Annotated in this window: 11 protein-coding genes; 7 read left to right on the top strand and 4 right to left on the bottom strand. The window is 62.4% G+C overall.

Annotated features, from left to right (window positions below; genetic code table 11):
- Position 1: 1 nt before the first annotated feature.
- Entirely contained in the window at positions 2–1,201 is a 1,200-nt protein-coding gene (gene doeA, locus KIT02_RS11665; protein ID WP_297577852.1) for an ectoine hydrolase DoeA, read from the top strand.
- On the top strand, positions 1,159–2,199 hold the full coding sequence (gene doeB / locus KIT02_RS11660) for a N(2)-acetyl-L-2,4-diaminobutanoate deacetylase DoeB (RefSeq protein ID WP_297577850.1): 1,041 nt from the start codon (positions 1,159–1,161) through the stop codon (positions 2,197–2,199). Before doeA ends, doeB begins: the two co-directional genes overlap by 43 nt.
- A 218-nt stretch (positions 2,200–2,417) precedes the next feature.
- Here doeB and KIT02_RS11655 read toward each other — a convergent pair whose 3' ends face one another.
- The 4 genes from KIT02_RS11655 to KIT02_RS11640 form a co-directional block, all read right to left on the bottom strand.
- Positions 2,418–2,819, bottom strand: coding sequence for a hypothetical protein (locus tag KIT02_RS11655; protein ID WP_297577849.1), 402 nt, complete (start codon positions 2,817–2,819; stop codon positions 2,418–2,420).
- A complete protein-coding gene (locus KIT02_RS11650) occupies positions 2,816–3,862 on the bottom strand; it encodes a ParA family protein (RefSeq protein ID WP_297577847.1) in 1,047 nt (348 codons plus the stop codon). Before KIT02_RS11650 ends, KIT02_RS11655 begins: the two co-directional genes overlap by 4 nt.
- Before the next feature lie 270 nt (positions 3,863–4,132).
- On the bottom strand, positions 4,133–6,061 hold the full coding sequence (locus KIT02_RS11645) for a DUF5054 domain-containing protein (protein WP_297577845.1): 1,929 nt from the start codon (positions 6,059–6,061) through the stop codon (positions 4,133–4,135).
- 7 nt (positions 6,062–6,068) lie between these two features.
- Entirely contained in the window at positions 6,069–7,109 is a 1,041-nt protein-coding gene (locus KIT02_RS11640; protein WP_297577843.1) for a LacI family DNA-binding transcriptional regulator, read from the bottom strand.
- A gap of 302 nt (positions 7,110–7,411) precedes the next feature.
- On the opposite strand from KIT02_RS11640, the gene KIT02_RS11635 reads away from it, so the two are divergent.
- From KIT02_RS11635 to KIT02_RS11615, 5 genes are all read left to right on the top strand, one after another.
- Positions 7,412–8,755 carry an extracellular solute-binding protein gene (locus tag KIT02_RS11635; protein WP_297577841.1) on the top strand — a complete coding sequence of 448 codons (1,344 nt, stop codon included), beginning with the start codon at positions 7,412–7,414 and terminating at the stop codon, positions 8,753–8,755.
- A 212-nt stretch (positions 8,756–8,967) separates the two neighbouring features.
- On the top strand, positions 8,968–9,912 hold the full coding sequence (locus KIT02_RS11630; RefSeq protein WP_297577840.1) for a sugar ABC transporter permease: 945 nt from the start codon (positions 8,968–8,970) through the stop codon (positions 9,910–9,912).
- A complete protein-coding gene (locus KIT02_RS11625) occupies positions 9,909–10,739 on the top strand; it encodes a carbohydrate ABC transporter permease (RefSeq protein WP_297577839.1) in 831 nt (276 codons plus the stop codon). The genes KIT02_RS11630 and KIT02_RS11625 overlap by 4 nt, the downstream gene beginning before the upstream one ends.
- A 6-nt stretch (positions 10,740–10,745) precedes the next feature.
- Complete coding sequence (locus tag KIT02_RS11620) at positions 10,746–11,849, top strand: ABC transporter ATP-binding protein (protein WP_297577838.1); 1,104 nt, start codon at positions 10,746–10,748, stop codon at positions 11,847–11,849.
- 52 nt (positions 11,850–11,901) lie between these two features.
- Positions 11,902–13,305 carry a CehA/McbA family metallohydrolase gene (locus KIT02_RS11615; RefSeq protein WP_297577837.1) on the top strand — a complete coding sequence of 468 codons (1,404 nt, stop codon included), beginning with the start codon at positions 11,902–11,904 and terminating at the stop codon, positions 13,303–13,305.

Genomic DNA, 13,305 nt, shown 5'->3' with positions numbered 1-13,305 from the left:
CATGGCATTGAGTTCTACCGGCCCCGACCTTGCATTCACGCGCGAGGAATATGCTGCCCGCATCGCCAAGACGCGCAAGGCCATGGAACAGGCGGGCATAGACCTGCTGATCGTCTCCGATCCTTCAAACATGAACTGGCTGACCGGCTATGACGGCTGGTCGTTCTATGTCCACCAGGCGGTGGTGCTGGGCATGAGCGGCGATCCGGTCTGGTTCGGTCGCGGACAGGACCGCAACGGCGCCAGGCGCACCTGCTTCATGTCGGAGCAGGACATGATCGGCTATCCCGATCACTACGTGCAGTCGCCCCATATTCATCCCATGGATTATCTGTCCGAGCGCATCGAGGAACGGGGATGGGGCAAGGCCCGCATCGGCGTCGAGATGGACAATTACTGGTTCTCGGCGAAGGCCATGGCGTCCCTGCGGACATACCTGCCCAATGCGCGCTTTTCCGATGCGACCGCATTGGTGAACTGGCAGCGGGCGGTCAAGTCGGAGCAGGAACTTGTCTATATGCGCCGGGCGGCGCGGCTGGTGGAGCGCATGCATCAGCGGATCGTGGACAAGATCGAGCCCGGCATGCGCAAGAGTGACCTCGTGGCCGAAATCTACGATGCCTCGCTCCGCTTTGACCCGGTCCTGGGTTTCGGCGGCGACTATCCGGCCCTGGTGCCGTTGCTGCCTTCCGGCGTCGACGCCTCTGCCCCGCACCTGACCTGGAACGATGCGCCCATGGCGCGCGGAGAGGGCACTTTCTTTGAAATTGCGGGCGTGCACAGGCGCTACCACTGCCCGTTGTCGCGGACCGTATTCCTGGGCAAGCCAACCGATACATTTCTCGACGCCGAAAAGGCCGTACTGGAGGGGATGGAAGCGGGTCTCGAAGCGGCCAGGGCCGGCAACCTTTGCGAAGACATCGCCAAGGCCTTCTTTGCGGTGCTGAACCGCTACGGCATCGTCAAGGACAACCGCACGGGTTACGCCATCGGCGTGTCCTATCCGCCCGACTGGGGCGAGAGGACCATGTCCCTGCGGCCGGGCGACACCACGGTCCTTGAGGAGAACATGACCTTCCATTTCATGACCGGGCTGTGGATGGACGATTGGGGCTTTGAGATCACCGAGAGTATCCGGATCGGCTCCGAGGGGCCGGAATGCCTCGCCAACGTGCCGCGCCGCATGGTCGTGAAGGAGTAGGGCCGGTGACCGCCAATCCGATCGTTTCGACCGTTCCCTTCGACCGGGACGGCAAGTTTCATGGTTTTCTCCGGCTTCCCTATAGCCGGGACGACTCCGCCTGGGGATCGGTCATGGTGCCGATCTGCGTGGTGCGCAATGGCGAAGGGCCGACGGCGCTCCTGACCGGCGGCAATCATGGCGACGAATATGAGGGGCCGATCGCGCTTCAGGATCTGGCTCTCTATCTGACCCCCGAGGACATCAGAGGGCGGGTGATCATCCTCCCGGCCATGAACTATCCGGCCTTCACGGGGGCGCGGCGCGTTTCCCCGATCGATCAGCGCAATCTCAACCGCTGCTTTCCCGGCCGGCCGGACGGTACGGTGACCGAAAAGATCGCCGACTACTTCACGACGGTCCTCGTGCCCATGGCCGACTTCGTGCTGGATTTCCACTCCGGCGGCAAGACTCTCGATTTCGTGCCATTCGCCTCTTCCCACGTCCTTGAAAACAAGGCCCAGCAGGCCGCCTGCATAGCGGCGGTAAAGGCCTTCAACGCGCCCTACACCATGACGATGCTCGAAATCGACAATGTCGGCATGTACGACACCGAAGTCGAAAAGCAGGGCAAGATCTTCGTGACCACCGAACTGGGCGGCGGCGGCACGGCGACGGCGTCGAGCGCCAGAGTCGCCAAGCGCGGGATCCGCAATGTGCTGATGCATTTCGGCATACTCAAGGGCTCGGTGGCCCTCGAGCCTTCCATCTTCCTCGACATGCCGGATCACAACTGTTTCGTCTTTTCGGAACATTCGGGCCTGATCGAGCCGGTCATGGACCTGGGCGAGGCCGTCACAGAAGGCGACGTCGTGGCACGGGTCTGGGCATCCGACCGTACCGGGCTTGCGCCCGTCGACTATGCTGCAAAGCGCTCAGGCATATTGATGTCGCGGCATTTCCCCGGCCTCGTCCAATCCGGCGACTGCGTCGCCGTGGTCGCCGCCCTGGCCGAGTGAACCCTGGCGCAGGTGACAGCGACGGCGGCTGAAGAGGCTCCTGCGCGGCGCTGAGGAGTTGATCCCGGCAATACGCGCAGGATGCCGCTGGCGAGGGGCAAATCGGCGGCTGAGTAGGGGTGGGAGGAGAAATAGGCAGGCAGGAAGGCCGGAGAGCAATCGGCCACCTAGCCGGCTTCAGGCCACGGGCCAGGAGGCTATGTCCTGAGCTCCTAGGGTTAGTCCTTTCGAAAAGCGTCTCCCTTCGTGGCCCTACCCGACGAAACTTCGACGATTCGGTCGATAACCCTGTCCTTGTCTTTCCATTTCATGACAAGCTTGCCGGGATCCATGCCGAATTGCGCAACGATGTCGAGCAAACGTTCGAGATCGAGTTCTGCCAATCGCGAACGGAGCTGCTGCTCACCTTGAGGAACTAACTCGACCGGGTCCAGCACCGCTGGCGCCCGGCGACCGCCCTTACGCTTCTCACCCTTTTCGTCTCTTGCCGCCTTGGCCTTGGACGAAGAAGTACCATTGCCAAGGATTTGCTCCAGGCGTTCGCGGAACTCGGGGTTCCGCGACGCTTCGTCCGCAACGACGCCCACAAGTCCGGTCAGGATACGCTTGAGGTTCATCATTCTATCTCCAGCTTGTCGAGCAGTTCTTGGGCGAGCGCGATGTAACGCGTGGCCAGGTCGTCGCCATACCCGTATTTCTGCTTTAACGTTCGGCGGCTGCTCTGGCGTTCCGCTGCTGCAGCGATCTGATTGGCTTGGCGAATGACGGTATCGAAGACTGGCGGGTCATTCTTGCGGCGCAGGTCGCGAGACACATTGACGTGTACGGTAGAGATTTCCTGGTATTTTGTTAGCACGATCCCAAGCGGCTGGATGTCTTCGGCAATCTCCTTGGAGAAATTGCCGACACGCTTGACGATCTGCGGGATGCCGTAGGTCGACAACACGTCGGGTACTGTCGGGATGATATAGCCTTCGGAGATGCGGAGGCCATTCAGAGTGATAATGCCCAAGTTCGGTGGGCAGTCGACAAGTACGAGGTCGTAGTCGTCCAGGATGGACTTAACAGCGAGCCGCAGTAGGTCGATTGGGGTGACCGAGTAGAACTGGCCGGTGGGGGCACTAGCCAACTTGTCCTGCACATCAATGAGGTCAAGGCTGGAAGGGAGAAGGTCAACCTTCTCGGCGCCCTGGACATCTGACACCTTCTTTTGCAAGGTCTTCTCAAGGTCAAAAGTCTTATTGTTCGGCTCCAAGGCGTCATGGAACAGCGTGGCAAGGGTCCAACCCTTCTCGTTGATCTCTTTCCAGCGCTTTTCCCCTATCAACATGGTGGTGGCGTTGGTCTGAGGATCAAGGTCGATGACAAGGATGCGCTTGTTGAACTGGGAAGACAGCGTTTCGGCCAACGCTACCGTAGTGGTCGTCTTTGCGACACCACCCTTTAGGTTGATCAGAGAGACTACGCGCGCCATGGGAACCTTCCTTTGCCTGAGCCAGGCCCTAATTTGACGAGTTCGGAATACCGGACCTGCCTTGAGTTCAATCATCGGCTTTGGAAAGTCCGGGAAACGCACGCGCCAGTTGGCCACCGCTTGACGCGATACGCCAGCCATATCGGCGATCTCGTTGATACCGACGAGATCATCTTCGGTCGTTTGCAATCGACTCAATCCTGTGACCGTTGTTCACAGTTTTTGTGTACACCGATCACAACGCGCACGCAAGGGAGTTTTTGCGGTACGGGGAAGTGACTTTTTGACCGACTATCCTGCTGCGCGGCTTTTGGAGGTTTGCTGGTTGCCTCCCTATGGCAGCGACGGGGTCGGCAGCAGTCGGGCAGCATCTCGTTCTAGTCCACCAGAACCACCAGCGACGCGTCGTCGGCAATGGTTCTGCAATGCCCACCCAACGGATGTTCAGCCAAACCTCAATTACCTGCCGGCATCAAGCTCGACAACAAAGCGGAAGGCGGCGTTGCCTTCCCACCACATGGGGAAATTGGTGCCCCATTTGTTGTTGTAGAGATTGAAACGCAGTCCGGCGCTGAAATCGGGCCGCTCCGGCTGGAAGGGCATGAACGGGGCTCCTTCGGGCGAGACCAGCATGGTGTCGAGTGGTTCGATCCGCAGGCTGCCCATGCGCGCGCCTTCTATGGCCTGCAATTGTCCGCCGCCGCGCCGGACCACGGCGCCGCTATCGTGCCAGAGGCCCATTTTGCAGAGGTCCCAGGGCCCCGTCGCTGCGGGCGTAAAGCTCAGGAAGCCGGCTTCCGGCATGCGGTTGGCGGCCTTGTTCTGCAGGGTCAGCGTGACCTCCAGCCGCCGGGCATCCAGGGCGCGCAGGGCGTAACTCACGCCGGCCGGTGCGCCCAGCGCGGCGCTGGCGTCCGCCGGCATCCGGCTCCAGGCCTTGTTCTCGGCGACGCCAAGGTGCTGCGGCGCAAAGCTGGCCGTGCGCGCCGTCTTCGCGGTGTCCAGGCCGGGCTTGTCGTGGTCGAGAATGGCCCATTCGTCGCGGTGCTGGAGGTAGCTGTCGAGGTGCTTTTGCAACGCCTGCCAGTCATAGCTTTCATGCCGATAGGCAAAAAGGGCCGTGTCCTGCCCCTGCACCGCGCGCGCATCCGGGGCGGTGAGACGCAGGATGTCGCCGGTGATGGGGTCGAGGTCGACCGACCAGCCATCGGCGCCGATCTGCGTGCCGGTCGAGGGCGTCGCCGGGACGGGTGTCATATGGGTGTCGAGAGCCGCAAGGGCGCTGTCAGCGTCGACCCGGTCAGGGCCGGCCAGATTGTCCATGGCCCTGGCCAGATAGGCACGCTGCTCGGCCCAGGATTGCTCGGCATAGGCAAAACGATAGTCGTTCCGGCGGGCAGCGTCGAAATCCATGCGGTCCCAGGCCTTTTCGTCGCGCAGATAGGTCTTGATGTCGACGCCCCAGGTGTGTTCGGCGACCATGGCCAGGTCGCGGGCAAAGGCAAGGCGTTCGGGTGTCGGCGTTGCCGCCCACCCATCCTGAAGCCGGACCAGGGCCCGGTATTGCGCAAGTTTTTTGGGGTCCGTGGCGGTGCCGTGGATCCAGCTGTCGCCGATTTCCTCGGTCACGACCGGAAAACTTTCGCGCCGCGCCCACATTTGGGCGCCAAACGCGTCCAGCGTCGAGGCCTTGATCGCAGCGCCGGGATAGGCGCGATGCAGATGCCGCAGGGCCTCGACCGTCTGGCCAACGCTTTGCGGGCCGATATTGTCATTGGTGTGCGCGAAACTGAGGCCGATATCGTCGCCCGCCGGGAAGTCCGTCGCGCCATAGGAGGCCTGGTACATGACCACGATCTCCGCCCCGCCGGGCGCCTGCCAGCGGAAGATCGGCGGCACATCGGGCACCGGGCTGGCCGTATTCACCCCCAGATGCAGGAATTTCAGCCCGGCCTCGGCCATCAGCGGCACCATGCCCAGCGTATGCCCGGGAACGTCGGTCATCTTGGCGGCAATGGTTGTCTTGCCGAAGCGGCGGTCGAGTTCGGCCGAATAGGACAGGCCGGCGCGGAAGAGGCTGGCGCTCATCAGTTCGCTATGGGTCGTATAGGGCAGGCCGTGCCAGGCGATCAGCCCGCGCGCAATGGCCTGTTCGAGCCGCCGCACTTTTTCGGCAGGCTGCGTGTTGAGATGATCCCAGATGAGCCAGGCGCCGGTCGTCCAGATGAAGGCCGGCGTTTGTGCGTTCTCGGCATAAAAGTGTTCACCCGTGCTGATGGCTTGGGGAATGAACTGGTCATGATACTGCCGCACCACATTGGCGGCATGATCGGTGAAGCCGATATCGAGATGCGTCTTGAAGACGAGGTGGATGGTTTTCTGGGTCATAAAGGGGTCAACCGACAGTGCCGCGCACGACCAGTCTGGTGTTGAGGGTTTCCTCGAGCCCGGGGGCATGGGGATTGTTGAGCCGCCGCAGCATGAGGCGCACGAGCGCGCGCACCCGCTCGTCCAGGTCGAACTTGACCGTGGTCAGGTTGTAGCTCTTCCAGTGCGCCTGGGCGATGTCGTCAAAGCCGACGACCTTGACGTCCTGCGGCACACCCAATTTGAGTTCGTGGCGCAGGGCATCGAGCGCCCCGAAGGCGCTGACGTCATTGGCGGCAAAGATGGCGTCGGCGCCCCCGGCAATGCGAAAGAGATCAAGCGTGGCCTGATAGGCGGCGTCATAGCCGAAATCGCCCTGGATGAGGATGGGCGGCTCCATGCCGCGATCGGCCATCACCCGGCGCAGCGTGGTCTCGCGGGCATGGCTGGCGCGCGATTTGTCGAGGCCGGCGAGATAGGCGATGCGGCTGACGCCATAGCCCTTGAGAAGCGCCACGGCCTGGTCGATCCCGTCATGTTGCAGGATGTTCAGCCGGTCGAAGAGCGGAGCTTCCTCTTGGGGCTCGGCCTGCCCGGCAAGGGGATAGTCGACATAGATGGGCACGGCGCGGTCGAGAAATTTCGTCAGCGTCCGTGGTTTGACATTCTCGACGAAGGCGATGACCGAATCCGGATTGAACCCCCGCATATAGGCGAGCAGCTGCTCGTCCATAGAATAGTCCGTGCGGGTCTTGAACAGGAGCGTGGCAAAGCCTTCCGCCTGCAGCGCCGTGGTGAGGGCGTCGATTTCCTGGCTTTCCCAGTGGCTGCACACATCCGGCACGATGACGCCGACCAGATGCGTACGGCCGCTGACCAGGGCCCGTGCCGCGCGGTCGGGCGTGTAGTTCAGCTCCTGGGCGATCTTGAGGATCAGCTCGCGCTTTTCAGGCTTGAGCGAGGTGTGCGGGTTGAAGGCGCGTGACACGGCCACGCGCGAAACCTTGGCGCGCGTCGCCACCATTTCGGCCGTCGCCCGACCTCGCGGTGCTCCGTTCGTTTCGGTCACCGCACCCTCCCGCCTGTGTCGAATACTGAAAACGTGTTCAAATTGTTCTGGTCTTTGCGCGCCAATGTCAAGCTAGCGTAACGCGCCGCACGCGGCAACAGATTGCCCGATTGTCACCAGAATGTCGCTAAAAGCTGCCATGAAGCGCTGGCTCCGATAGCCCAACACGCTTCGTTCGCGAATTCTCCGCATTGACGAAAAATGAAAACGTGTTCATTCTTGACGGGTCGGATGCGGAGGAGCCATCCGGCCAACATCGGCTACCGGAGAATTCGGAGCCACCATTTGGGAGGATTTCTACGATGAACAATCGCATGCGTGCGCTTGCGCTCGGTCTCTTGGGTGCGTCCGCAATGGCCGTTCCGGCCTTTGCCGTGGATCTCGACATCACCTGTCGGTGCGTCATCGGTGGCGTCAACAGCGCCACCGCGCAATGGCTGGAAGAAAAGGTCATTCCTGCCTTCGAGGCCGCCAACCCCGATATCAATGTCACCTTGAACCAGTTCGGCGGTGAAGACGCCCAGCTCACCCAGCAGCTGGCCCTCGATTTCTCGACCGGCGCCGGCCCCGATATTTCCGCCTTCGACGGCTTTCTCATCCCGGCCTTTGCCGCCGGTGGCCAGCTCAAGTCGCTCGACGAGCTGATCGGCGAGGAATACGCCAACTGGGAAGGCTGGGACCACATTTCCGACGGCATCCGCTCGATCATGTCCTATGACGGCCAGACCTATGGCATTGGCCTGGGGACCGATGTGCGCATGATCTTCCTGCGCAAGGACCTGATGGAAAAGGCCGGGCTGCCGGCCGACTGGCAGCCGGCCTCCTGGGCCGACGTGCTCGACGCCGCCCGCAAACTCAAGGAGGCGGGGGTCGAAGCCCCGCTGCAGCTCAATGCCGGTGTTGCAATGGGCGAAGCCACAACCATGCAGGGTTACTGGATGGCCCTGCTGGGCACGGGCGAAGGTGTCACCGACGAGAACGGCAAGTTCATCGTCGAGAGCCAGGGCATCCTGGACGTGCTCAACCTCTACAAGACCGTCTATGTCGACGAAGGTCTCGGCGACCAGCGCGCGCAATTGCTGGCCGATGGCCGCAATCGCAGCTTTGCCAATTTCCGTGACGGCAAGACCGCCATGCTGGTCGAGGGCGACTGGTTCTATCGCTCGGTCACGGCACCGGGCGCCGAGTTCGCCGTGGAAGACCGCGACAATGTCATGAGCTGGGCCAAGATGCCGGCTCAGGAACCCGGCGCGGCCATCCGCGATCAGGATTTCGTGTCCATCTCCGGCGGCACGGGCTTTGTCATCAACCCCAACACCGATACGCCGATGGAGGCCTGGAAGCTTTTGAGCTTCATGATGAGCCAGGAGCAGATGACGGCCTTCCAGGAGTTTCAGCCGGGCATCCGCTCGCGGTCGGACGTGGCCATTCCGGACAATCCGTTCCTGACCGAAACCAGCCAGACCCTGCTGCCGCTGACCACCGCGCGCCCCAACGACCCCAATTACAATGCGGTGTCACAGGAAATCCAGCGGATGACCGAAGCCGTGGTGTCGGGGGAACTGTCTCCTGAAGAAGCCATGGCCCAGTACAAGGCTGCGGTCATCGGCGTCGTCGGCGAAGAAAACACCGTGAGCCTTCTCTAGTCACCTCCCGACCGGCCCGGCGCGCATCTGCGCGCCGGGTGTTGCGGGAGGCCACCGGTACGCCAACAACCACATTTCTGTCCTCGGACTTGATCCGAGGACCAGTCCACACCGCACGTGCATTGAGTGGCCCTCGGGTCAAGCCCGAGGGCGGCGCGGTGGTGTGGCACGGGCCAGCCCACGCCGAAGCCGCAGATAAGGCCGATGAGACAATGACCACCGAACCCCTCTCCACCCCGCCCAAGCGCAAGGCGCGCAATTTCGCCTTGCTGTCCAACCGGGCGGGGGCAGCCTTCATGCTGCCGGCCGGCCTGTTGGTCAGCGTCTTCGTGATCATCCCCTTCTTCTGGGTGATCTTTGTCTCCTTCACCAATCGCACCCTGATCGGGCCGACGGCGCTCAACCCGCAATTCGTCGGCCTGGGCAATTACCTGGCGCTGTTCGATCCGGCGACCTTCTTCCAGCGCGGGCAATTCGGCTTTTCGCTGATCCTGACCACCCAGTTCGTTCTGGCCTCGGCCCTGATCGGGCAGGCGCTGTTGGGTCTGCTGCTCGCCTGGCTGATCCAGACCGTCCCGGCCTGGGTCAAGCGCATCACCGAAACCTTTGTCATCGCGGCCTGGATCCTGCCCGAAGTGGTGATCGGCTTCGCCTGGTTTGCCTTCCTCGACTACGACAACGGGACGTTCAACATGCTGCTCGAAAGCATCGGCCTGCCGCCGGGCGACTTTCTGCTGCAGCAGCCATTCTGGGTCATCGTCGTCTTCAATACCTGGCGTGGCGCGGCCTTCTCGATGATGCTGTTCAATTCGGCCTTTTCATCGATCCCACCCAGCTATTTCCAGGCGGCCGACGTCGCCGGCGCGTCGAGCTGGCAGAAGTTTCGCGATATCGGCCTGCCCCTGATCCGGGGCCATATCGTGACCGACCTCATCCTCATCACCATGTGGACCTTCAACACGTTCACCCCGTTCCTTCTGACCAATGGCGGCCCCAGTTACCGGACCGAGCTGGTGTCGATCTACAACTACCGTGTCGCCTTCCAGGACTTCCAGTTCGGCAAGGGCGCGGCGGTGGGCGTCATCATGATGCTGATCAACCTGGCCTTTGCCCTGGTCTATCTCAGGCTCGGCCGCAAGAAGGTGCCCAAGTCATGAAGCTGACCCTTCCGGCATTTGTGGGCCGTATCGCCTTTTCTGCCCTGGCGGCGCTGATCGGGGCAGCCTTTGCCCTTCCCCTCATCTGGTTCATCTTCGCGCCCTTCAATGCAAGGGCAGAGCTCGGCCTGGCCGTGCCCGACCCCTGGACCCTTGCCAACTTCGTCACCGTTTTCGGCAATTCCTATGCGGTGCAGGCCCTGTGGAACAGCTTCATCCAGGCGACCGGGGGCGTCATCCTCGTCGGCGCGGCGGCAACACTTGCCGCCTATGCCCTCAGCCGCTCGTCGGTTCCGGGCAAGGGTGCGGTCACCTACATTCTGCTGCTGTTCTCTTCGGTGGTCTCGGGATCTGCGGCCATGGTGCCGATCTTTCTCATCATCTCGGCCGCCGGGATCATGGATACCCATATCGCGGTCATCCTGACCTTTGCCGGGGGCCTGCTGCCCACCGCCATGTTCATCCTCCGGGACTTCATCGACTCCATTCCCAAGTCCTACGAGGAAAGCGCCATGGTGGCGGGGGCCTCGCCGGTTCAGGCGTTTTTCGACGTCGCCTTGCCCGTCATCCGGCCCGGCATCGTGGTCGTGGTCGTCTGGGCCTTCGTCAATATCTGGGGGAGTTTCCTCATTCCCTTCATTCTCCTGCGCAGCTCGGACAACATGCCGGCATCGGTCGCCATCTATTCCTTCTATTCGGAAGCGGGCACGCCCATCGTGACCCTGCTGGCCGCCTATGCGCTCATCTACTCACTGCCCGTCGTGGCCCTCTATCTCTTCGTCAGCTGGAAGTTCGGCTTCCGGTTCTTCGGCGGCATCAAGGCTTGATCTTCCATGGCATCTGTTGAATTCAAGACTGTCACCAAGAAATTCGGCGATTTCACCGCTGTCTCCGACGTCAATTTCGAGATCGGCGACGGTGAATTTGTCTGTCTGCTTGGGCCTTCCGGCTGCGGCAAGACCACGTCGTTGCGCATGATGGCCGGCCTTGAAACCCCCAGCTCGGGCCAGATCCTGATCGGCGGGCAGGAGGTGACGCACCTGCACCCCAAGAACCGCAACATCGCCATGGTGTTTCAGGACTATGCGCTTTACCCGCACATGAACCTGGCCGACAATATTGCCTATCCGCTCAAGGTGCGGGGCGAACCGGTCGACAAGCGGCACGCCCGGGCCCGCGAGGTGGCCGACGTGCTCAAGATCGGTCATCTCATGGACCGCCTGCCGAGCCAGATTTCGGGCGGCCAGCAACAGCGCACTTCGCTGGCCCGGGCCCTTGTCTATCCGGCCCAGGTCTATCTGTTCGATGAGCCGCTCTCCAACCTTGACGCCAAGCTGCGGCTCGAGGCCCGTGGCTTCCTCAATCACCTGCAACGCGACATGGGGATGACGGCGGTCTATGTGACCCATGACCAGGCCGAGGCCATGGCATTGGCGACCCGCATCGCCGTTATGGATCAGGGCCGCATCGTCCAATATGCCTCGCCCATCGAGATCTACCGCCGTCCCGCCACCACCTTCGTTGCCAACTTCGTCGGCAATCCGCCGATGAATCTGGTGGACGTCGAGGGCACGCAAAGCGATAGCCTCTTGGCGCTCAAGGGCAACGGGCTGACCGTATCCGGGCTGCCCATGACCGACGCCATCGGCAGGGCCCTTTCGACAAGCAGCAAACTGACGCTTGGCGTGCGCCCCGAGCACCTGTCGCTGGCGGGCCCCGCAGCGTCCAACACCATCAGCGCGCCGCTCTTTGCCAATGAGAATATGGGCCCGGAAAGCCTGGTCACCATCGACCGCGGCGAGGCCGGCCGGGTCACGGCCCGGATTTTCACCGACGATCACCTCGACGTTGCCGACCAGGTCACTTTGGGCTTTTCCGCCGAGCATGTGCACCTGTTCGACGCAGCGGGAAAACGCATCCCGGCGGTGGGGGAGTGATCCCCAGATTGGGGCCATCCCGCAACGCATACCAAACCCCTGGCGCCTGCCCATGAAAACCATCACCGCACACGTCACCCGCGCCGATCAGGCCGCCAATCCCTATTACTATATCCCCTTCGACGTCCCCGAAGGCACGACGCGGATCGATGTGGCGATCCGCTATGCCAAGGCCGAAGACTGCATCATTGACCTGGGGGCATTCGACCCGCGCGATACCGGTTATCCGGCACGCGAGGGCTTTCGCGGCTGGAGTGGCGGCGCCCGCGACTGTTTCTTCATCGCCACGGATGACGCGACACCGGGTTACATCCATGGGGACATGCCGCCGGGCATCTGGCATGTCATTCTGGGGCTCTACAAGGTTCCCGAATCCGGGGCCGATATCGCACTCACCATAGGGATCGACGATGCCCCCCGGGCGCTGTTGCCCCAGCCGGAGCGTTCCTTTCCGGTCCGCGCCGGCGCCGGCTGGTACAAGGGTGACCTGCACTGTCACACCTATCATTCCGATGCCAGGGGCTCGCCAGAGGTGCTGCACGCCGCCGCGCGGCAGGCGGGCCTCGATTTCCTCGCCATCGCCGATCACAACACCATCAGCCAGCGGCGCTACTTTCATCCCCAGTCCTCGCCGGACCTGGTCTTCGTGCGCGGCATGGAAGTGACCACGGCAGTGGGCCACGCCAATGTCTTCGGTGTCGATGAGTGGATCGATTTCCGCATGACCAGACCATCCGATGCTCATGTCCTGGAGCGCCTTGTGCATGAGGCGGGCGGGCTGCTCTCGATCAACCACGACAAGCCGGTCATTCCCTGGGACTATGAATTGCCGGCCGCCGATTGTCAGGAAGTCTGGCAATCGACCTGGCTCGACTGGAACTGGGTGTCGCTCGAACGCTATCAGCAGCGCCTGGCCTCGGGCATGAAACTCTCCGCCATTGGCGGCTCCGACTATCACCAGCCGGCCGATCTGCGTCCCGAAGGGCCGCTGGTCCTCGCGCGCCCGACAACCGTGCTCTTCCTGACGGAATTGAGTGAGGATGCGGTGCTGGCGGCGATGAAGTCGGGGCACGGCTATATCACCGAAAGCCCGGCGGGCCCGCATCTTGAACTGCGGTGTGGCGATGCGGTCATGGGCGGCACCGTGGCCGATGCATCGCAACTCGATATCTCGGTCCGGGGTGCGGGCGGCGACCGCCTGGTGCTGATCGATGCCACCGGCCCGCTGGTTGACGTCGAGATCGACCGCGATGACTGGACCGGGCAGATCAGCCTTGACCATCCCCAGACCTTCGTGCGCGCCGAAATCATCGCCGTGGCCAGCCGCGAGCGTTTGATTGGCGAATTGCTGTCCGTGCTCGAGGGCGTGCAATTGCCCGCGCATTTCAAGGGTGCGCGCATCGCCGAGCAACCGCTGCGACGGGCACTGAGCAATCCGATCTATATAGGGCCCTGA

It is taken from the genome of Devosia sp. (assembly GCF_025809055.1).
In the GTDB taxonomy this organism is placed as follows: domain Bacteria; phylum Pseudomonadota; class Alphaproteobacteria; order Rhizobiales; family Devosiaceae; genus Devosia.
This window is presented reverse-complemented; position numbering and strand designations above follow the sequence as displayed.